This window comes from Bdellovibrio sp. ArHS (genome assembly GCF_000786105.1).
Lineage (GTDB): Bacteria > Bdellovibrionota > Bdellovibrionia > Bdellovibrionales > Bdellovibrionaceae > Bdellovibrio.
This window is the reverse complement of record NZ_JTEV01000013.1, coordinates 119,513-138,894: the sequence shown is the minus strand read 5'-3', so window position 1 is coordinate 138,894 and position 19,382 is coordinate 119,513. Positions and strand designations below refer to the sequence as shown.

Annotated in this window: 22 protein-coding genes; 5 read left to right on the top strand and 17 right to left on the bottom strand. The window is 47.3% G+C overall.

The window, feature by feature from the left end; translation table 11 throughout:
* The first annotated feature begins 23 nt into the window (after positions 1–23).
* A complete protein-coding gene (locus OM95_RS07945; RefSeq protein WP_041872273.1) occupies positions 24–872 on the top strand; it encodes a trypsin-like serine protease in 849 nt (282 codons plus the stop codon).
* Here OM95_RS07945 and OM95_RS07940 read toward each other — a convergent pair.
* Genes OM95_RS07940 through OM95_RS07930 form a run of 3 tightly spaced genes read right to left on the bottom strand, consistent with a single transcriptional unit; the run spans position 852 to position 3,981 of the window.
* A complete protein-coding gene (locus OM95_RS07940) occupies positions 852–1,610 on the bottom strand; it encodes an alpha/beta fold hydrolase (protein WP_041872378.1) in 759 nt (252 codons plus the stop codon). The genes OM95_RS07945 and OM95_RS07940 overlap by 21 nt on opposite strands.
* Positions 1,607–3,175 carry a 2-succinyl-5-enolpyruvyl-6-hydroxy-3-cyclohexene-1-carboxylic-acid synthase gene (menD, locus tag OM95_RS07935; protein ID WP_291515859.1) on the bottom strand — a complete coding sequence of 523 codons (1,569 nt, stop codon included), beginning with the start codon at positions 3,173–3,175 and terminating at the stop codon, positions 1,607–1,609. The genes OM95_RS07940 and menD overlap by 4 nt, the downstream gene beginning before the upstream one ends.
* Positions 3,172–3,981, bottom strand: coding sequence for a chorismate-binding protein (locus OM95_RS07930; protein ID WP_041872373.1), 810 nt, complete (start codon positions 3,979–3,981; stop codon positions 3,172–3,174). Before OM95_RS07930 ends, menD begins: the two co-directional genes overlap by 4 nt.
* Before the next feature lie 294 nt (positions 3,982–4,275).
* Between OM95_RS07930 and aroF the strand changes: the two genes are divergently transcribed.
* Positions 4,276–5,109 carry a 3-deoxy-7-phosphoheptulonate synthase gene (gene aroF / locus OM95_RS07925; RefSeq protein WP_291515857.1) on the top strand — a complete coding sequence of 278 codons (834 nt, stop codon included), beginning with the start codon at positions 4,276–4,278 and terminating at the stop codon, positions 5,107–5,109.
* Positions 5,099–5,809 (top strand): bifunctional demethylmenaquinone methyltransferase/2-methoxy-6-polyprenyl-1,4-benzoquinol methylase UbiE, encoded by a 711-nt coding sequence (ubiE, locus tag OM95_RS07920; RefSeq protein ID WP_041872271.1) that lies wholly within the window; start codon positions 5,099–5,101, stop codon positions 5,807–5,809. The genes aroF and ubiE overlap by 11 nt, the downstream gene beginning before the upstream one ends.
* Positions 5,810–5,982: 173 nt before the next feature.
* Here ubiE and OM95_RS17205 read toward each other — a convergent pair whose 3' ends face one another.
* From OM95_RS17205 to ung, 13 genes are all read right to left on the bottom strand, one after another.
* Positions 5,983–6,465: a hypothetical protein gene (locus OM95_RS17205; RefSeq protein WP_291515855.1), complete on the bottom strand. Its 483-nt coding sequence runs from the start codon at positions 6,463–6,465 to the stop codon at positions 5,983–5,985.
* Between the two features lie 785 nt (positions 6,466–7,250).
* Entirely contained in the window at positions 7,251–7,541 is a 291-nt protein-coding gene (locus OM95_RS07905) for a hypothetical protein (protein WP_041872263.1), read from the bottom strand.
* A complete protein-coding gene (locus OM95_RS07900; RefSeq protein WP_291515853.1) occupies positions 7,541–7,768 on the bottom strand; it encodes a helix-turn-helix transcriptional regulator in 228 nt (75 codons plus the stop codon). The genes OM95_RS07905 and OM95_RS07900 overlap by 1 nt, the downstream gene beginning before the upstream one ends.
* Before the next feature lie 93 nt (positions 7,769–7,861).
* Positions 7,862–8,089 (bottom strand): hypothetical protein, encoded by a 228-nt coding sequence (locus OM95_RS07895; protein ID WP_041872260.1) that lies wholly within the window; start codon positions 8,087–8,089, stop codon positions 7,862–7,864.
* A gap of 126 nt (positions 8,090–8,215) precedes the next feature.
* Complete coding sequence (locus OM95_RS07890; protein WP_041872258.1) at positions 8,216–9,115, bottom strand: 1,4-dihydroxy-2-naphthoyl-CoA synthase; 900 nt, start codon at positions 9,113–9,115, stop codon at positions 8,216–8,218.
* Positions 9,116–9,128: 13 nt separating this feature from the next.
* A complete protein-coding gene (gene aroC, locus OM95_RS07885) occupies positions 9,129–10,154 on the bottom strand; it encodes a chorismate synthase (protein WP_041872256.1) in 1,026 nt (341 codons plus the stop codon).
* Positions 10,151–11,950 (bottom strand): shikimate kinase, encoded by a 1,800-nt coding sequence (locus tag OM95_RS07880; RefSeq protein ID WP_041872253.1) that lies wholly within the window; start codon positions 11,948–11,950, stop codon positions 10,151–10,153. Before OM95_RS07880 ends, aroC begins: the two co-directional genes overlap by 4 nt.
* A complete protein-coding gene (locus OM95_RS07875; RefSeq protein ID WP_041872251.1) occupies positions 11,947–13,122 on the bottom strand; it encodes a 3-phosphoshikimate 1-carboxyvinyltransferase in 1,176 nt (391 codons plus the stop codon). The genes OM95_RS07880 and OM95_RS07875 overlap by 4 nt, the downstream gene beginning before the upstream one ends.
* Positions 13,115–14,167 carry a hypothetical protein gene (locus OM95_RS17200; RefSeq protein WP_291515851.1) on the bottom strand — a complete coding sequence of 351 codons (1,053 nt, stop codon included), beginning with the start codon at positions 14,165–14,167 and terminating at the stop codon, positions 13,115–13,117. Before OM95_RS17200 ends, OM95_RS07875 begins: the two co-directional genes overlap by 8 nt.
* A complete protein-coding gene (locus tag OM95_RS07865; RefSeq protein ID WP_041872249.1) occupies positions 14,167–14,580 on the bottom strand; it encodes a hypothetical protein in 414 nt (137 codons plus the stop codon). The genes OM95_RS17200 and OM95_RS07865 overlap by 1 nt, the downstream gene beginning before the upstream one ends.
* 40 nt (positions 14,581–14,620) lie before the next feature.
* Positions 14,621–14,935, bottom strand: coding sequence for a hypothetical protein (locus tag OM95_RS07860; protein WP_041872246.1), 315 nt, complete (start codon positions 14,933–14,935; stop codon positions 14,621–14,623).
* Positions 14,936–15,018: 83 nt separating this feature from the next.
* Positions 15,019–15,912 (bottom strand): DUF72 domain-containing protein, encoded by an 894-nt coding sequence (locus tag OM95_RS07855; protein ID WP_291515849.1) that lies wholly within the window; start codon positions 15,910–15,912, stop codon positions 15,019–15,021.
* A 15-nt stretch (positions 15,913–15,927) separates the two neighbouring features.
* Positions 15,928–16,614, bottom strand: a complete 687-nt coding sequence (gene ung / locus OM95_RS07850; RefSeq protein ID WP_041872244.1) for a uracil-DNA glycosylase — start codon at positions 16,612–16,614, stop codon at positions 15,928–15,930.
* Positions 16,615–16,762: 148 nt separating this feature from the next.
* Between ung and OM95_RS07845 the strand changes: the two genes are divergently transcribed.
* Together OM95_RS07845 and OM95_RS07840 are read left to right on the top strand one after the other, a co-directional pair.
* Positions 16,763–17,164 carry a hypothetical protein gene (locus OM95_RS07845; RefSeq protein ID WP_041872241.1) on the top strand — a complete coding sequence of 134 codons (402 nt, stop codon included), beginning with the start codon at positions 16,763–16,765 and terminating at the stop codon, positions 17,162–17,164.
* Between the two features lie 29 nt (positions 17,165–17,193).
* A complete protein-coding gene (locus tag OM95_RS07840; RefSeq protein WP_041872239.1) occupies positions 17,194–18,153 on the top strand; it encodes an aldo/keto reductase family protein in 960 nt (319 codons plus the stop codon).
* 188 nt (positions 18,154–18,341) lie between these two features.
* Here the strand turns inward: OM95_RS07840 and OM95_RS07835 are convergent, their stop codons facing one another.
* On the bottom strand, positions 18,342–19,232 hold the full coding sequence (locus OM95_RS07835) for a M14 family zinc carboxypeptidase (RefSeq protein ID WP_041872236.1): 891 nt from the start codon (positions 19,230–19,232) through the stop codon (positions 18,342–18,344).
* Between the last annotated feature and the right edge of the window lie 150 nt (positions 19,233–19,382).

The window sequence follows — 19,382 nt, the reverse complement described above, 5'->3', positions numbered from 1 at the left end:
CCCTATTCTTGTTTTGGGGAACTATGAAAACGCAGTTGTACGTATGCTCATTGCTTGTTTTTGCACTGTCCGCCTGTGGAGGGCCGACAGAAGGTGATCTTGAAAACATCACTTCTGACAACGCCATTATTGGCGGCAAAGAGACCACCAAAGACAATGTGCTATCCAAGTACGTGGTTCTTATTCACGACGCCCCTACAAAAAACTATTGCACGGGAATCTTAATTAAAAAGAATGTCATACTGACTGCCGCCCACTGTGTTCCGGGAAGTGCCGCGACCCTTTCGCTAGCATTCGGCCTAAGGCCCTTGGCTGGACAATACATTCTTCGTCAAGCGATTCGGGCTATTCCTCATTCTGAATTTAAAAAACAAAATGCCAACGATCGGGACGACATCGCGTTGATTCTGATTAATGGCGAAGCTCCTCAGGGTTACGAGCCAGCCGTCCTTCCTGACGAAACATTTCCTTTTAAAGCGGGTTTAGGCTTTACTGGCATCGGCTATGGTCGCACCTCAGGGAAAACTGCGGTCTCAAAAGAAGATACACAAGGATCCGGCACCCTTCGCCACGTGGATCTTTTGGTCGACAGCATCTCAAAGACCGAAGAACAGTTTTACGTGAATCAAAAGGATCACAAGGGCATATGCAACGGAGATTCTGGCGGACCAGCCATGATGCGCTATATGGGCAAAGACTTCATCGTGGGCATTGCCTCTGCGACTTCCTGGACGATGCCGAACGATATTAAGAAAAGTGAACGCGACGAGTTTATGCGCAATAAAGATTTCTGCGGCGAGAAGTCGATCTACATGAATGTAAAAAAATATCGCCCGTGGATTGATCGCGAGCTAAAGAAACTGCTGAACTAGCTGGCGAAGTCTTTCACCGATAACTTTAGGGCTATCAAAAAGCACACGATGAGACGAGTTGGGAACAACTTCGACCCGCAGACCTTCGACTTCCTTTTGCAGGCGGCGGGACAGCTCCATAAATTTTTCGTCGCGATCGCCAACCATCCACAAAATCTTCTGTAAATTCTTTTCTAAAAGGACGCGCATGTTTTTTTGCTGCGCCAACGACCATTGGGTTAATGCCAGGCTCAGGGTTTCGCGCGAGTACTCCTTTTCCTGCCGAAGAGGTTCATTTTCGCCTCCGCCAAAAACAGGTTGCGCATTCCAATTGCGAAGAACCATATCCCAAGGGGCCTTTAGGAATTCCTCGGCCCAATACGAGTCATTGATCCAACGCTGACGACGCTCTTCCGAGGTCGGATCTAAATCTTCGTGCGGATCATTAAAGCCCGGATTCGTGGACAACAAGACAACCTTGTGCCAGAGCTGCGGACGCCTTTGCAAAGCATGCAGAGCTAAGCGCCCCCCTAAGGAATAGCCTACCAGAATATTTCTGTCGGCCGAGCAGCCCTGCACTTCGATCCATCTGACGAAGTTGTCTGCCCAGGCCTCAAACGCGTGCTGAGGGCCTAGCAAGGCTTCTTTAAAGTAATCAGGCGTATAAATCCGCACCCCATCGTGTTGAGGCACGTGAGCTTTTACAATGGCCCAATCAGAAGGCCTTCCTAGAAAGCCATGGAGGAAAAAGAGATTCACTCTTTCCACAGAAATTCGTACTCCTTCCAGAATTCTTGCGTCTGCTCCCAGTGAGGGCAGAGTTCGATGATCTGGTGATCCGCGAAGTTGTTCTCTTCAGGAATATTATGCCATTTCTGATAAGACCAATTCCACATCTTTGCCCACGATTCGAAAGAAATCTGATGTTTGTTTACGAAAATCTCTTTATTGAACATGCGAGAGAAAATTTGCCCCCCGCCATTGTTGATGATCACGATGCGGAACTTATTTGCTTCGAGCTGAGAAGTTGCCCAAAGTGACGATAAATCATACAGCGCTGTTAAATCTCCAACAAGACACCAGTTTTCCGTGTGCGGAGACGCCCATCCCAAGAATGTTGAAAGCTGGCCATCGATCCCATTAGCGCCGCGATTGGCAGCGACTCGCAGAGGCATCGCATCGTGCGAAGAGCAGGAATCCCATTCACGAATTGGCAGGGAGTTTCCCAAATACACAGACGCGCCCTTCATTTTTTTGGACAAGGCATAGATCAGACCTTGCTCGGATTGTGGGTACTTTTCCAACAGGGCGCGCATGGCCTCAGTGCGAGTATTATCTTCGATGTTGAGTTTCACGTTTTCGCGATGAACCGTGGTGAACTCGACCTGACTTAACAAATCGATGGAATTGCAGTGCTGGACAGGACGACTTAAACCGGAAAAGTGATTGAAGCTGATATTGAAAACCGGGATCTCACGATACTTCTCTTCCAGATCACGCCAGAAACGCGCCGTGGGCACTCCGCCAATACGCAAAACCGAGTCACATAACCCCGAATTCAACACTCGATGAATCATTTTTTCGCCAGAGCGAATTTCGATGTCTTTAATATCGGGATGACCGCGAAGACTTGAAATCCCTTCACAGTAAACAGGAGCTTTGTATTGTTTCAAAAACTCAAGAACTGTGCCGTGCGCCTTTTCAGGCAAAATACCGACAATCACTATCGGCTTATGCGCGTTGATGAAGTCCTCGACTTCTTTCAAAGTTCCCAACGGCAATTGCCCGGGCAGCTTCGTTCTTTCGGAAACGGTAAATTCAATTTGCGGAACGGGCCCGTCAATCAAAGGCTCTTCAAAACAGATATTAACGTGAATCGGCTTTTTCCAAGACAAAGACTTGAAAGAGATATGTGAATTTTCCGCATCGATATCCAGGGCCACTTCGTTGTAGTATGAGAAAATGCCCACTTGTTCAATCGTCTGCGGAGCCCCTGATCCTCGATAATGTTTCGGACGATCCGCCGTCACCATGATCAATGGCAATGACGAATAGGTTCCTTCGACAGCGGCTGGCAATAGTTCGGCCACGGCCGTGCCCGATGTTGTGATAATCGCCACCGGCCGGCGTGTGCTGGCAATTCTTCCCAGTGCGAAAAAAGCCGCAGAGCGCTCTTCGAAAAACGAATACACTTTCAAATTTTTGTTTTCATCCAGAATGTGAACAAGAGGGCTGTTGCGAGCTCCGGCACATAATACAAATTCACGAACACCGGTATGAACCAGTTCCTGAATAACCTTCGCTGCTAATTCCATATTCGTCATAACTCGAGCCCCAAAATCTTTCTTACTGATTGGCGTTTCTGATATACCTCACGCCACTCTCGTTCTAGTTCACTGTCAGTCACAATCCCGCAGCCTGAACCAATCATCGTAAGATTCTTATTCCACTGCAAATTTCGAATACCGACAAGGCACAAAGCCTCTTCACTTCCAAAAAAACCGACAGGTCCGCCATATAGACCACGATCTTGCTGCCCCGGCAACTCTGCCATCCAGGTGTAACCTTGCGACCGCGGAGCAACACCCAACGCCGGAGTCGGATGCAGGTCGTTCACCAAAGAAAGAAACTCTGGTTTTCGCTGACAGTGAATCTCGATATCTGTCTTCAAGTGATAAAGTGTCGGTAACTCCGCAATATAGGGCCCGTGAGTTTTGATGTCACCCCAAGGACTGAGCACGTCGCGGATGTCCTGCAACACCAACAGATGTTCCTGCATTTCTTTGGCGTCTTTCAGAAGAGAATCCCGTTCAGAAGCTTCGCTCTTGGGACAGGTTCCCGCCAGAGCCATGGTTTTTAGAATTCCTTGTGAATAATCAAAAAGGACTTCGGGAGTGGCCCCCAAAACCCCGGCTCCATTGTGCCAAAACCCATAGACATACAAAGTGGCTGGCGCTTTTAAGAGAGTCAGAATCATTTGCGCCCGTTCAAGGGCCGTCACCGTCTGAGCAGAGCGGGAAAACACCACCGGAACGGCTTTTTGAATTTCTTTTTTACCAATACGATTTTGGATTGCTGCGAGCGCATCCGCAAAGTCCTTCTTCTGTGGTTCTTGCCAAGAAGCTTTCATTACGGGGGGCTCAGAAGATGGATATTGAGCTAAGTAAGCCTCACAATGGCGACGCAACTCTTCCGTAGAGAGGCGGTGAGTCTTTGTTCCTTGTAAGGGCGGCCGAGATGCCAGATCGTAGAAATCAGGGCAAAATATTGTAATTTCACCACTATTTGCGTCGGCGACAGGCGCAAAAGGACCTTCTATAAGAATCCATTGATCCTTATGGCGCAAGAGGGCCCCTGCCTCCAAAAAGTTTGTAATGCCTGAGAGCGTTATGCTATTCTGCCGTTCCACTAAAGAAGTCGTATTATGGAAATGCTAACTATGCAAACAACTCCCTCAACCCAAATCGTCAATGTCGGCGGATATGATATCGGCGGACCACAGTTCACTGTGATCGCAGGCCCTTGCTCGATCGAAAGTTACGAGCAATTCATGGAAACCGCTAAAGGCGTTAAATCTTCTGGAGCCCATCTTCTTCGTGGCGGGATCTGGAAAATGCGCACGTCCTCTAAGGCATTCCAAGGTTTGGGTTCATCTTCCTTCGACTTCATCAAAGCAGTCTGCAAAGAAACCAACATGAGCCTTATTTCCGAAGTCACCGATGCTCGTCAGATCGAAGAGATCTACGACATCGTAGAGTGCTTCCAGGTCGGCTCTCGCAACATGCACAATTATTCCTTGCTTAAAGAATTAGGCATGCAGAAAAAACCTGTGATGTTGAAACGCGGCTTTGCTGCATTGATTGAAGAGTGGGTGAAAGCCGCTGAATACATCACTAACGGTGGCAACCCGAATGTGATTCTTTGTGAACGCGGCATTCGCACTTTCGAAACCGCGACTCGCAACACTTTGGATATCAATGCGGTGGCCTTCGCGAAAAGAAATACTCATCTGCCTGTGATCGTCGACCCGTCTCATGCCGTGGGTATTCGCGCACTCGTTCCCGACCTTGCCTATGCGGCGGCGGCAGTGGGTGCTGATGGTATTATCGTGGAAGTTCATCCCCGCCCCGCGGAAGCCCTTTCAGATGGCATGCAAGCTCTGACTTTAGACGACTTCAAGCACATGATGAACAAGCTGGATAAAATCTTAAACGCCGTTGATAGACCTCTTCACAAGGTAGAGCTTTATGCAAACTAAGCATTCACCGAATCCTGAAGTGATCCGCACTATGTTCTCTAAGGTTGCGGCGAACTACGACAAAGGGAACAATGTTCTGTCGATGGGTATCCATCACCTTTGGCGAAAAAAATTAGTTAAGTACAGCGGCGCAAAAGCGGGCGATAAAGTTTTAGACTGCGCTACCGGCACAGGTGATCTTGCAATTGAATTCAAAAAAACCGTGGGTGCAGGTGACGTTGTCGGAACAGACTTCTGCGCTGAAATGTTGATCCCAGCCCCAGGCAAAGCCAAAGAGCGCGGATTGGAAATTAAATTCGAACAAGCCGACGTCACACAACTGCAATACGCTGATAACACGTTTGATATCAGCAGCATTTCTTTTGGTATCCGCAACGTCGGCGATCCGGTCAAAGGCCTTAAAGAAATGGCCCGTGTTGTAAAACCCGGCGGTCACGTGATGATCTTGGAATTCGGCCAAGTGAATCTGCCTATCTTCGGTGCGATTTACAACTTCTACAGTCAAAACATCCTGCCAAAAATCGGCGGCCTAGTGACTGGCCAAGGCGAAGCTTATGAGTACTTGCAAAAGTCTTCTGCCGCCTTCCCCTGCCGCGAAGGCTTCCTGGATCTTATGAAAGAAACAGGCGCTTTTTCTAAAATGGAATATATTTCTCTGACTGGCGGAATCGCCTACATCTATAAAGGCACTGTGAAATAATAAAGCTGCGCCACGGCCCCCGTGGTGCGGAACGAAGCCATCTTTGTTTGATCAACGTTAGGCATGCACCGCCACGGTGGAAGCGGTGAATTTGTCACTATTGACTGCGCTGTCGCGACAAGTGGAAGTTGTCTGCCCGAAAGTCATTCGTACACCCTTATGCCGTCGCACAGCTATAAATTGTAATCAGGATCTGCCTTGTAGGTTGTAAATGGGTCGAAACTGAGTTCGCGAAGCTTTTTCTTCTTATTGAACTTTTCCCAGCGCTCCGCCATGGCAAAGGCATCATAGCTGATACCGCCATTTAGAAGATGCTCTCCCATAGTTGTTGGAAGTGGTTTTTCCGTAGTTGCTCTTTTAAAAACTAATATTGGCTTGCCAAAAGCTTTTTGCTTCTGAAAGTTGACATCAGCGGAGCCTTGAAGAAATTCAAACTTGGCTTGCAGAATGGAGGTCTGCCCTGAAGGATTCCACTTCTCTTCTTTGAAGGTTTCCTTAAGGCCTTTCCGAAGGGCACGCATGACATGAACTTTCAAAATAGAATCAGAACTGGAAACACGCAGATTCGTATTTTGCAGACGACCCTGAGCATCGACTTCAAATTCGACATAGACACTTCCAAAGTGATTGTACTGAGCAAGAATCGAGTCAAACATCAATTCAGCATCTATCCGTTCGAAAACTTGTCGATAAAACTCCCACTTATCGTTGTCACCCAAAAAACTATCCGACCCTAAAAGGTAATTCTCCCTTTCGGCAAAGTCTTGCACTTTGCCATTGGCCGACACACTGGGCACTTTTGAATTCGCAGTGTAGCTTTGCTTAAATAAGTCCACTCTCTTTATGGAAGAAGTTTTTCCATTGAAGGGTGCACCTGAGCTCTTTCTAATTGCAGGAGCCTTCACCGCTCTAGAATTAACTTCAGCCGTAATCTGAATTTCAATATGCTGCAATTCTGCGGCCTTCTCGAAGAGACGATCTCCCTGCAAAAAAACACACAGGACAAGTCCATGTACCAGAACTGAAATTAACAGCCATCTAGAGATTCTCGTCCCCTTTTCGACTTATCAGCTCTGCTTTTTTTAAATTCAACTTGCAAGAAAACGCAGAGCCTTTCCCTTGAGTCACTCACCCCTCACACTTTTTAATTTCTTTTCTCGAATAATAGTAGAATGCACTAACTTGAAGAATCGTCATTAGAAGCAATGTCGCTCCTGAAGTTAAGGGACTGCCTTTATAATTTACAAGATAGATCCTATCCTGGTTGCTGCTTTCGGCGGGATCTCTATTTTCAACAAGGAATGGGAACCCTACTCCGATAGAAATTGCACCATTGTTACCTGAAGATCGCTTGGCCTCGGGTACACGGTAGATAACTACTTGAAGAGAACTCAAAAACAGCAAGAGAACCAGAATACCAGTGACAGTAATAAAAGTATTTTTACTGACCACCCCCGGTCAGATAGGATTCACGTTCGTCATTTTCCTTAATTCCAGCTAACCGTCGAACAAATGAGTTTTTTAACTTTTCGTTAAAGGCTATTGCAAAGAATAAATAAACGACCGCCACGAACCAAGCTACCGTCATCCACCCCACAAGATCGAATACGAAATCAGACAGCACTTTTTCCCGATTAGAGTTATAGCCCCATCTGTCCAACGCTACAGCAATTAAAACAATCGGAAAGCCGTACTTCAAAAAATTGATGATGTATCGATTTATTTTTTCCATTATTTTTCCTCTTGAATATAAAAAATAGAGTGGATATCTGTTTTAAAAAACCGAGCCAATCGAAACGAGAGCTCAAGTGATGGATTGTAGTTTTCCTTTTCAATCGCGATGATCGTAGCCCGCGTCACCCCAATAGCATCGGCCAACTCCTGTTGAGTGATCCCTCGGTCTGCTCTTAATAACGCCAGTCTTGATTTAATCTTTAGTTGAACCGTTAAATTGCCCATATGTATAGTTTACTTTACATATTCTTATAAAAATGTCAAGTTAACATGACATTTCAAATGAGCATGAAGATTTCCTGCACTTCAGTAAGTTAATCAGCCGCCCCCGGCCAAAAGGCGAAGGGGTTCTACGCGAACACCGATGTGGGGCGCACGTCCTTCAAGACTTAAAAGTTCATCGTAAAAAGCGCGCACTTCAAGTCGTGTCGGGATCACCAGTTCAGGTTCGGGTGGGGTTGGGTCTGGGACATTCTTCTTCGTTGGGCAGCTCCAGAGGCCCAATCCCAGGGTGCTAGCGATAAGAAGAATAAGTACGAGTTTCATACACTCATTTTCCTCTTCTTCTGGGAAGAGAGAAACCTGTATTCGTGCAGAAACCCTTAGAACATCCCCGTTTATAAATGCTTCGTAATAAACAGGGATGTCAGGTCGGTCTAATTCATGAGAAAATTAGTAATGCCAAGGGAACTTTTTGAAATCTTTTGGACGTTTTTCTACGAACGAATTACGTCCTTCGACAGCCTCTTCGGTGCCATAGGCAAGACGAGTGGCTTCGCCGGCGAAGAGCTGCTGCCCCACCAAACCGTCGTCGATCAAATTGAATCCATACTTCAACATGCGCATAGCCGTTGGCGACTTGGAGTTCATTTCATAAGCCCATTCCAAAGCCACCTTTTCAAGATCCTTATGCGGGATCACGGCATTGACCATGCCCATTTCAAAGGCCTCTTGGGCGGAATAATTACGACCTAAAAAGAAAATTTCGCGAGCTCTCTTTTGCCCCACCATGCGAGCAAGATAAGCGGAACCATATCCACTATCGAAACTGGCAACATCAGGATCGGTCTGTTTGAAAATCGCGTGCTCTTGCGACGCCAAGGTCAAGTCGCAGACAACATGCAAAGAGTGTCCTCCCCCGACTGCCCAGCCCGGCACGACTGCCATCACTATTTTGGGCATGAAGCGGATTAAGCGTTGAACTTCAAGAATGTGTAAACGCCCCAGACGTGCCAGGTCCATTTTTCCGACGGCTTCTTTTTCTTCGTATTTGTAACCATCTTTGCCGCGAATGCGTTGGTCTCCGCCAGAGCAAAAAGCCCAGCCTCCGTCTTTTGGAGAAGGACCGTTCCCGGTGATAATCACCACACCCACATCAGCGGTGATACGCGCATGTTCCAAGGCGGTATAAAGCTCATCGACCGTTTGCGGGCGAAAGGCGTTACGCACTTCGGGTCGATTGAAGGCGATGCGAACCGTGCCCTGATCTTTCGCGCGATGATAGGTGATGTCTTTGAACTTAAACCCAGGAACCTCAGTCCACCATTCGGGATTGAAAATATCGGAAACCATTTTTTTACCTCGATTAGATATGATCTGTTTTAGACCACAGCCAGTGATCTGCCAATACCAACCATGTCATCGCCTCCAGTACAGGGATTGCGCGAGTCACAATACAGGGATCATGACGCCCTTTCTTGGCAACATCCAAGATCGAACTGGTGGGCTTAAAAGAAACCTTCAACAAAATACTTTCTCCGGTTGATAGGCCACCCCGAATCCCGCCATAGGCCTCTTGTGAACCCTGATGAAATGCGGTGCCTTTCACTTCGGCGGCATCAAACCCCAGTCCCAACTCAAATCCGTTCGTGGCTCCGACACTTAAGAAAGCCTGGGCCAAATCCGACTTCAACTTATGAAACACAGGTTGGCCCAAATAAGCTGGAGGATTTTCGATAAGAATTTCAGCGACACCACCATAACTATCACCGGACTGCTGCGCTGACTGCAGTAGGCTTGCTACTTCAGAATCACGGCTAGATGGAAAGCGCGCCTGAAAAGAATCGATGTTCTTAGACGACAGTTGAACTCGTTCATCCGGCGTCAAAGAAAAAGGTCCGATTTGTGAGGCATAACCAATCACACGGGTTTTGGGCGAGGTTTCGTGCAAAAGCATTTGTGCAACGGCCCCTGCCATCACCCGAGAAACAGTTTCTCGTCCCGAAGAACGGCCGCCTCCCCGATGATCGCTGTGCCCGAATTTATTCTTCCACATATCATCTGCATGACCGGCCCGAGGACTGTTTTTGATGTCCTTGTAGTCTTGCGATCTCGCGTCTTGATTGCGCACGACAATCGCAATGGGAGTCCCCAAAGTTTTTTCTTCAAAGACGCCACTTAGCACCTCCGGCGCATCCGCTTCTTGTCGACCTGAAACGATTTGCCCCGACCCATGAGAACCAGGGCGACGGCGCTCAAGTTCTTTCTTTAGAAGGCCTTCGTCAAAACGCACGCCTGCCGGGCATCCATCGATTACAACTCCTAGGGCGGCACCATGGCTTTCGCCAAAACTCGTAATCACGAATCGAGATCCAAATTGACTTGCGCTCATAAATTCTCCTCACAGTGACGCCAGAAAAGACGCTGGCCCTGCGCTTGAGCGGTGAACATCACCAGCCCTGACTGATAGTTGGCTCCGCATGCTTGCGCATACTCTCGCCCCAGGGAATCTTCTTTATAATTTAAATCAAACACCATCACGGGATTCCAGTGCGTAGGCGGCATTTTAGTTTCCGCAGACCTCGGCGCCGCCCAAATCACAATCTTTGGCTGAAGAAGGTCAGCACCTTCACTGCCCGAACGCACCAAAGCGGTTCGCGAAGAAAAGTAACTTGCATGAGGCAAAGCTTTGCGAATCACTTCCAGAGTCCCGCCTCCGCCCCAGACAAAAATTTCTTTTTGCAGTGGCGCCAGCATTCCAACACCTTCGATAAGTTCAACAAAACCTTCTTCATCCGTGGAAGTTCCCTGCCACATCTGCTGTTTTTTATTCCAGTAAAGCGTGTTGACTGCCTTCAGTTCCGGATGGTGACACAGCTTCGCCGCATTTTCTTTGTGAGGAGCGGTCACCGCCGCATGAGTCAGTCCCAGCTTTCGTAACACGGGTAAAGCTTCGTCCCACTCTTCCCTTTCAATGTGCACAGCCAGAACCGGCATATCTTTCTTGGAAAAATAGTCTGACTGTTCCACGGGCGTAAAACTATGGGCAACGGGAGCTCCCAAAACCGCCGCAAATTCTGCTGCAGAAGAAGGCGTCATCAGCCATGACCAAAGAGACGGCTGATCGAGCGCACTGCCACTTCCTTCACGAATGAAATTCAAAAGCTGTCGGCCCTTTTGGCGCCGACGATACCATTCCCAACGGCCTTGCTTAGAGCGAGGCAGGAAACTGCGTTTACTGACACTCTCTTGCTGCCACTCGTGATAGACGGCAAGATCTTTAAAGGTAGAAATTTCCGGCGCAAATTTCATATGCGCAACTTTTTCTTCCCACCGCGACCATTCAAGGAATTCAAATCCACGATGCAAAGACAAGATCAGCCGTTCCGAAGACACGGCCGCAAGAATTTCTGTGGGTTCGCCCAGCTCCCAAGCCCAATCCACATAACTGACTCGAGATAAAAATGCCGGCGAAAATTCCCGCGATTTGCGAATAGAAAAAATAAACTTTTCTTTCGGCATCTCTTGCAGAGCCCGTTCCATTTGTTCGTCTGTCAACAGGTCGTCACGCAACTCAATAGAGTCAAGGCCCCGACTCGCATAACGAGATTTAAACAAGGACCAGCGCAAATCAGTGCTGAAGACTTCAGGTAAAAGCGTCAGAATACCGCTGACATGATTTAACGTGTGGGACAGAATTTCTTTTTCCACCGCCATAGCACGATGATGGTTTTCCAGCGGTCCCTCTGGCATGAGATATATTTCATCCGCTCTTTCGCTATAGCGCTGCTGGCGCACCTGAGCTCGTTTGTGAAACTCTTCCAGCGGAGAAATATCGGGCTCCAGCCGTGGGCGATTTAGAAAAATGCGCCCATCTAAATCTGTCCCGCGTTGCACCCAAAGAACGGGAATATTTTCCGGGATTACAGAAAGATCAAATCCCGCCCCAAGTACCAGATAAGTTTTTTTTGAAGGTTTTTGCAAAATCTCTAAGAAAAGCTGCCTTTCCATTTCCCGGAAATAAGCTTCTCCGTGTTCCATAAAAAGTTCGCGGATGGACTTTCCGATTTTCTTTTCGATTTCGGTATCTAAGTCGACCGTGTCCACGTCCTCTCGCCAGTAAAGCTGCAGACGTTTCATTAACTCCGTTTTGCCAGTGCCGCGATGGCCAACAACGACCGTGATCATGGTTGGACACCTATCATCCCCCAAAATTCGGGAAAACTTTTATTGATGGCTTGGGGTTCTTCAAGCACAAATTGGTGACCTTTAAGTTTCATTAAAGCCGCAGCCATGACCATACGATGGTCTTTGTCGGGATTGAAGCGTCCCTGAGCAATCAGTTTCTGCGACGACTGGCCATGAATAATCATTCCATCGGAAAGGTTCTCGTGCTCGATGCCAATCAAAGACAAAAGATCAGACACCTTCGCGATACGGTTACTTTCTTTGTGCGCTAAATGAGGCGCGCCAAACAGTTTCGAAGTGCCTTGAGTCCAACTACATAGAACTGCCAATACCGGAAACAAGTCCGGCGACTGCGAAAGGTTCCAATCGACGGGACGAAGTTGAGTGCTTTTACGAGTGACAAGACTTGCTTCATCCACAGAAAAATCCACATTCATTTTTTTAAAGATCTGCAGAAATGCCAAATCTGGTTGTGAACTTTTATCTGGAAAGTTTTGAATGACACTTTCACCAGCTAAAACTCCGGCGGTGGCGATCGTGAATGCGGAACTTAAATCCGGCTCGATGACCCATTCAAGTTTGCTGATCCGCTGACCTGCGGGGATAAGATAACCTTTTTCTGTCTTCTGAGGGCGCATTCCTAAAGACTTCATCATTTCAAGGGTCAAAAGAAAATAGGATTCAGAGACTTTGTCGCCCACCAGTTCAAACTCTAAATCAAAATCCAAAAGCCACGCATTCAGGATTAAGGCTGAGGCATACTGACTGGATTCTGAAGTATCCACCAGCACAGGCTTGCGGGGCTTCTTCCAACCTTCACTGACCACAAAGAGCTCACGGCCTTTGATTTGTACTTGGACACCCAGTTGTTTTAGTAAATCTAAAAGACCTGCCTGAGGCCTTTGCATCAGACGTGGAGCAGCCTCTAGCGTATGAAGACCTTTATGCCGAGAAGCCCTTAATGCCATAAAACGAAAAGTGGTTCCCCCTTCACCGCAGTCGATGCGACTGCGGTCGCGGATGTCCTTAAGGCCTTCACGCATATGACGAACGTCATCACAATCAGAAAATCCCTTAAGATCCAAGACGGGAAAGTAGCTTTGCACAATCAAGGCACGATTGAAAACCGATTTAGATCCCGGAATTTCGCCTTGAAAATGAAAATCAGCCATTCAGTTCCTCTTCTTTTTGCCGACAGATCTCGACAAGAACATCGTCCACGGTCACTTCACGCACCACACATTGTCCGGGCTTTTTCAAAAACACAAAACGAAGGGTTTGGGATTTGGTTTTTTTCTTATCGCTTAACAAAAGCTTCCGGAAGTCATTCAAAACCGAAGCTTTGGTTTGAAAAAGATCATCACGCAAAGGCGAAAGCATATAGCCCGCAACCGCGGCGTGAGAGATCTTTTGATGCTCAACTGCCGACATAATTTTTAGCTGAACACTGTAGCGCAGAGCAAAGTCCAATCCATAGTTGATGGAAATGCCGTGAGGAAGCTGATAATAAGACTCTAAGACATGGCCCACCGTATGCCCAAGATTCAGAATATGGCGATGTCCGGTGACTTCTTCGGGATCTTTTGCGACAACTTTGTTCTTGGCATCAATCGCGCGCGCAAGATATTTCCACAGCACCGCGGAAGTGATTTCAAATTCCCTGGAAAGCTCCTGCCACAAAGCGCCCCCTTGAAGCAAAGAGATCTTCAAAAGTTCGCCGAAGCCTTCAAACGCTCTGGCTTCGGGCTGAGAAAATAAAAGATCGCGACATAAAACAATTTTGTTCGCAGGATAAAAAGTCCCAATTTGATTCTTAGCGGAACCGACATTCAATGCCGTTTTGCCCCCATGGGCAGAATCAATGGCCGACAACCACGTACTGGGGATATGGACAAGCTTCACCCCTCTTTTAAGGATGCTGGCAACAAAACCGCCAAAATCCCCAACACTGCCTCCCCCCACCACAACAATGGTCAGGCGTCGACTGGAGGCATTTTCACAGAGCTGAACAATTTTGCGGATGTGCTGAGGAAAGTGATCCACCGACTTTAACGACTCGCCGGCTTTGACCGCATACTTCAAAGGAAATTTTTGCGACCACTTTTTAAATGCCGTCGACTTTCGCGGCAAAATTTCGTCGTGAATTAATAGCAGCTCTTCACCCAGTTCGGAAAGAGATGGCAACGTCGATGTAAAGAGCAGAGTGCTTTTTTTCATTATTTGGATTCTTTAAATTCTTCTTTGGCTTTAGCGTAGGACTGTGAAAGAACGTCCCAAGCTTTACTCATTCCGGCTTTCATTTCGGTCCAAGCTTTGCCCGAGCTTTTTTTAAGTCGTGCCAAGTCTTTCTTAAGTTCGGCTTGTTGAGCCTCTAAAGACTTGATCTTTTCTTTCATTTCTTTTTGGGCTTCACCCGTTTTTTCAGAAGCGGATTTCTTCAGGTCGGCAATTTCCTGCTTCAAAGAGGAAAGCTTGGCATCCATGTCTTTTTGGAATTGTTCTTTTTGTTCTTTGGAATATTCAGCGGCGGCGGAGGCGGCTTCGCTGGTTTTTTGCTGAACTTCTTCTTTGGTAGTCGCGAAAGCTGTCAGGGAAAAACAAAGAAGGATTGAAAGAAGAATTTGTTTCATAAACTGGTCTCCTATGACGGAAACCAGTTTATACAGGGACTTATTTCACTTCAAGAATATTGAGCTGAACAGCGTCGAACGTGACGCTTACAGGCTTCTTGGCTTTAAAAGCCTCGTCCAATTTTTTGCGAAGGCCGTCGAAGTTCTCAACGTCTCGACGCAAATAGTATGAACCCGGGTTCTTCACGAAAAGCACCACGATGCCCTCATCATCCTCACGGATTTTCTTGATATTGTCCTCGAAAGAACGATGCTCCTCAGCATTTGCAGGCTGACGGGAAGCTGATCGGGCCAAAGCAGGATTTACACCGACTGTCGTTGTTGCTAACAAGGCTGCGAATAAAATCCACTTCATGAGTCTCTCCTTTTTTATCACTTTCTTATCGGCGTATTGTGGCAAGCCTAGAGTCCAGGCCCGGCGTCGCAATTTGAGAAACATTACGACAAAGCAGCGGCACACCATTGCAAGGGGTTTAACTGCGCATCCGCCTCTTCATTGAGCTGCTGTATTACGATCTGAGCCATTTCCGGCGCCAGAACATCATCGGGTTCATGCACCATAAAAAAGACCTTTTGCAGGCCCGCCCGTGACCAGGAGTTCAGTCGCTGAGCCCAATCGGCAGAGCGCGTGCGATCCGAGGGGTGAAGATCGTTGCCGATAAAACGAAGCAGGGTGAATGGCGCGCTGATAGAAGTATGTAAAACGTCTCGTCGACCGGCCACATCGGTGATAACCAAACCTATGTTTCTGGTCTGCAAATACTTTGTCAAAGCCGGAAGAATCCTGCCATTTTCAAACCAGCTGGGATGCCGAAACTCTAAAGCCAATTCGAGGTCATCGGGCCACTGCTGCAAGAAGTAGAACAACAAAGATTTTTTGCTATAGTCAAAGTGCGGAGGGAATTGTGCAAAACACGGCCCCCGATGACGCCCCAGATTTTTTAAAAATCCGAACCACTCTGCCAAAAGTTTTTTATCCAACATTCCCTGCTCGGAATGCGAGATGCCCTGAAAAAGTTTAGGACAAAACAGGAAGGTCTCGGTGACCTGGGAAATCCATTTTTCGGTTTGCTGCGATGTCGGAATCCGATAGTGAGACGTGTTCAGTTCAATAGTGTTAAAGTTTCGAGAATAGTGAAGAAGAAAGTCCGCAGTTTTAGTCTTTGCCGGATAGATTTTGCCAATCCACTCCTTATGCCCCCAGGCGGGAGTGCCTACGTAGTAGTGGGTCAGGCCTTCTTTAAAATTTTCCAGGAAGGGCCTCATCGCCGGATCATCACTGGGAATCTCCCAGTTTACGTTGTCCACGGAACTCAGTTTTCCAAACTCCATGACAACGCCTTTCCGCTAAAGACTCCAGTCGATTTCTGAAATCCCGTGAGCTCGCAAGTACGTGTTCGTTTTTGAAAACGGCTTCGTGCCAAAAAATCCGCGGTGCGCGGATAGCGGTGACGGATGAACCGCCTCGATGACCAAATGTTTTTGGCGATCCACAAAGGAAGCCTTTTTCTGGGCATAGGAACCCCACAGAATAAAGACCAAATGTTCCTTCTCTTCATTCAAGAGATGAATAATTTTATCCGTGAACTCTTCCCAACCCTTGCCTTGATGAGCCGCCGCCTTGCCGTCTTCGACCGTCAGAACGGCATTCAACAACAACACGCCTTGTTCGGCCCATTTGGTCAAGCAGCCCGATTTGGGAATCTGCAAACCTAAATCTGCATTCAATTCTTTAAAGATGTTTTGCAAAGAGGGCGGAAAACGCACCCCTTCCCTGACAGAAAAACAAAGACCGTGGGCCTGTCCTGGCCCGTGATAAGGGTCTTGCCCCACGATCACCACTTTGGCTTTGTCAAAAGGCGTAAGATTTAAAGCCGCGAACCATTCGTCTCCGCGGGGATAGATCGTCTTTCCATTCTTGTATTCTTGCACAAGAAATTCCCGCAAGGTTTTCATTCGAGAAGAATCGAATTCACCCTGAAGACGCTGTTTCCACGTCGAATCTAACTTAACTTCACTTTTTTGATTTTCCATCTCACCTTGATACATGACATAGGTCTAGGGCCCGGATTCTAAATCAAACCCATTGGTTTTCAATTTATTTTTTGCTTCACCGCCAACTTGACCAGACAAATTTCAGCCACATTGTTACACTATGAGTAAGAGGAAAAGGAGGCCGCCTATGACGACCCTTCTCAACCCCACCATACAACTTATCGAGCAGAATCCAGAGGTTAAGTCCTTCATCTATCAACAGATCGTGGAGTTCGAACCCTTCGTGACACCTCAGACAATCGTCGCAGTTGTCGCTCGGGATCCAAAAAAACTAGCGATTCAGTATGAAACAGAAGGCAAAGAATTTACCGCGGAAGGTCTCAAAAAGCTCTATCGCATTGCCATTGTGCTTCGCGAAGGAGACACCAGTGTCGAGGCCGAGGGCGTTCACGAAGACATCTTTCAAGCTATTAAGCTGGCTAAAGATGCTCTTCTGAAGGAACTGGTCGCGATTCAAGATTCTGTCATTAGCCAGCAAGACCGAATTGTGGAAATCAATCACTACTTGCAACACCCCGTTCTTCATTAAGATAATGGGCTTCCTTTTAAGGAGGCCCTATGTTCAATCCAAATATGCCCTACCGCAATGCAGGTCGTTGCGGCCTGAAATTGAGTTCCTTGTCTTTAGGAGGCTGGACAACATTTGGCGGTACAGTGAAAGACTTCACTTCCGTTCGCAGCATCCTTCGTTTGGCTTATGAAGCCGGAATTAATTTCTTCGACATTGCTGATATTTACGCCAAAGGCGAATCCGAGCGCATCATGGGCGGTGCTCTGAAAGATTTCCCACGCCATGAACTTGTGATTTCATCGAAAGTCTTTTGGCCGATGAGTGATGACGTGAATGACCGTGGTCTTTCGCGAAAACACATTCTTGAGTCCGTAAATAAAAGCTTACAGCGCATTGGCACTGACTATTTAGATATTTATTTCTGCCATCGCTACGATCCCGAAACGCCTGTCGAAGAAACCGTGCGCATCATGGATGATCTTATTCATCATGGAAAAATTCTTTATTGGGGCACCAGCGAGTGGACCGCAGATCAGATTCAAGAAGCCATGGATGTTTGTGATCAAGGGGGATATTATCGACCGCAAATTGAACAACCTCAGTATAGTCTGCTCGCGCGGGAAAAATTTGAACTTAATGTGCGCCCGAAAGCCCAAGAGCACGGCATGGGACTGGTGACTTGGTCGCCCTTAGCCTCAGGCATGCTGACCGGAAAATACGACAACGGCATTACCGAAGGGCGCTTATCGCGCATTGATTGGCTGAAGGAAACTTTTTACAACGATCAAAACGTCGAAAGAGTTCGCAGCATGAAAAAATGGGCGGACGAATTGGGCTGCACACGGGGCCAGCTGGCCTTATCCTGGCTTCTTCATCAACCGGGAATGACGAGTGTGATATTGGGCGCGACCAGTGTCGAACAGCTTCAGGAGAATCTGAGTTGTTTGAAAGTTCCGATGGACCAAAATGTAGATAGGGCTCTAAAAAAGCTCTTTTCCTACTCCTAAGGACAGGCATTTAGACGAATCTTCGTGCTTGTTAACACTGGAGGATTCCCGTTCGGAATCCTCGAGCTATACTAAGCATGAAACGATCTCTTGAGGATAAAAGATACCATTTATTGGTTATTTGACTTCTAAGAGGTTGTCCGAGACGAGACTTAGTCATTAGATTAAGCCTCGTTTCCATTTTGGGATCAGTGTTCTAATGCGACGGGAAGAAAACTCGTCGGTGACGCCGCCGTATTGGCTTTAGTTTTTCCCGTCTCCAACTTTACCAGGCTACCTATGATATCCTGCAATTTTTCAAAGGGTGAAAGATTCGGTGGAAGACTTTCTTTAAGCTCCATAGTCAACACGGGCGTCTGTCTTTCCAACCACATGTAACGTCCCAAACTGCCAGGATAGTTTCCTAAAGACTTCCACGGAAGATAATCAAACTTAGGTGGCGGCGCTACTTTGGGGCCGTCAAAGTCCAAAACTTTTAAAGGCGTATGAACGGACACAATAAAGTCCGGCTGAAAATCTTCCAGATGATAGAGGGCACATTTGGTTTCAGGCTCGCTTCCACCCGCTTCACCGGGAAAGCGACGCGGATTGGATTTCGTCGTGCGTTTCCAATTTTCAATCGCTCCCGTTTCCCAATCTTTGGTGGGAAAATTGCGATTGATATCAATCTTGTTCGCGTTCGTACGAGTTTTGTATTTCACTCCATCAGGATTCAACACCGGAATGACCCGCCAAGAGTTGCGCGGATCAATGCCCTCAAGCCTTTCCATCCAATAGCGACCAACTGTGCCCGCGGGCGTTTCGTCACCATGAATCAGACTGAACACCAAAACTTTTTTTGCACCAGGTGTGGAAGAGATTTTGTCGTAGTGATAAATAGGACGACCCTCTGCGCTTACACACAGAGCTTCCACTTTAGCTTTTTCGCAAGCCTTCGTTAAAAGTTTGTCATCCCATGCACCGGGAAATTTTTTAAGATCATTGATGCAGTCTTGTTGGAGATTGGCAAAGTCCGCCCTAGCGCCAACGGCCGACATAAACATCAGACCAAATAGGATTGTCTTCGTTATTTTTGTCATCACTTCCTTATTATCTCCGAAGTTTTGAATCTCTCAAGATGAGAAAGTGCCTTTTTTTGAACCAAGCTGAGAATTCTTACTAATTGACTAAAGTCTTGCTGCCTTTCGTCCGTAAGGTAAAGGGTGTGGAAATTTAGACTCAGGTTGGAG

Excerpts from the sequence above, each read along its gene's own strand:
- OM95_RS07945 (WP_041872273.1), top strand. The coding sequence starts at position 24 with ATGAAAACGCAGTTGTACGTATGCTCATTGCTTGTTTTTGCACTGTCC.
- menD (WP_291515859.1), bottom strand. The coding sequence starts at position 3,175 with ATGACGAATATGGAATTAGCAGCGAAGGTTATTCAGGAACTGGTTCAT.
- OM95_RS07930 (WP_041872373.1), bottom strand. The coding sequence starts at position 3,981 with ATGAAAGCTTCTTGGCAAGAACCACAGAAGAAGGACTTTGCGGATGCG.
- aroF (WP_291515857.1), top strand. The coding sequence starts at position 4,276 with ATGGAAATGCTAACTATGCAAACAACTCCCTCAACCCAAATCGTCAAT.
- ubiE (WP_041872271.1), top strand. The coding sequence starts at position 5,099 with ATGCAAACTAAGCATTCACCGAATCCTGAAGTGATCCGCACTATGTTC.
- OM95_RS17205 (WP_291515855.1), bottom strand. The coding sequence starts at position 6,465 with ATGTTTGACTCGATTCTTGCTCAGTACAATCACTTTGGAAGTGTCTAT.
- OM95_RS07905 (WP_041872263.1), bottom strand. The coding sequence starts at position 7,541 with ATGGAAAAAATAAATCGATACATCATCAATTTTTTGAAGTACGGCTTT.
- OM95_RS07900 (WP_291515853.1), bottom strand. The coding sequence starts at position 7,768 with ATGGGCAATTTAACGGTTCAACTAAAGATTAAATCAAGACTGGCGTTA.
- OM95_RS07895 (WP_041872260.1), bottom strand. The coding sequence starts at position 8,089 with ATGAAACTCGTACTTATTCTTCTTATCGCTAGCACCCTGGGATTGGGC.
- OM95_RS07890 (WP_041872258.1), bottom strand. The coding sequence starts at position 9,115 with ATGGTTTCCGATATTTTCAATCCCGAATGGTGGACTGAGGTTCCTGGG.
- aroC (WP_041872256.1), bottom strand. The coding sequence starts at position 10,154 with ATGAGCGCAAGTCAATTTGGATCTCGATTCGTGATTACGAGTTTTGGC.
- OM95_RS07880 (WP_041872253.1), bottom strand. The coding sequence starts at position 11,950 with ATGATCACGGTCGTTGTTGGCCATCGCGGCACTGGCAAAACGGAGTTA.
- OM95_RS07875 (WP_041872251.1), bottom strand. The coding sequence starts at position 13,122 with ATGGCTGATTTTCATTTTCAAGGCGAAATTCCGGGATCTAAATCGGTT.
- OM95_RS17200 (WP_291515851.1), bottom strand. The coding sequence starts at position 14,167 with ATGAAAAAAAGCACTCTGCTCTTTACATCGACGTTGCCATCTCTTTCC.
- OM95_RS07865 (WP_041872249.1), bottom strand. The coding sequence starts at position 14,580 with ATGAAACAAATTCTTCTTTCAATCCTTCTTTGTTTTTCCCTGACAGCT.
- OM95_RS07860 (WP_041872246.1), bottom strand. The coding sequence starts at position 14,935 with ATGAAGTGGATTTTATTCGCAGCCTTGTTAGCAACAACGACAGTCGGT.
- OM95_RS07855 (WP_291515849.1), bottom strand. The coding sequence starts at position 15,912 with ATGGAGTTTGGAAAACTGAGTTCCGTGGACAACGTAAACTGGGAGATT.
- ung (WP_041872244.1), bottom strand. The coding sequence starts at position 16,614 with ATGGAAAATCAAAAAAGTGAAGTTAAGTTAGATTCGACGTGGAAACAG.
- OM95_RS07845 (WP_041872241.1), top strand. The coding sequence starts at position 16,763 with ATGACGACCCTTCTCAACCCCACCATACAACTTATCGAGCAGAATCCA.
- OM95_RS07840 (WP_041872239.1), top strand. The coding sequence starts at position 17,194 with ATGTTCAATCCAAATATGCCCTACCGCAATGCAGGTCGTTGCGGCCTG.
- OM95_RS07835 (WP_041872236.1), bottom strand. The coding sequence starts at position 19,232 with ATGACAAAAATAACGAAGACAATCCTATTTGGTCTGATGTTTATGTCG.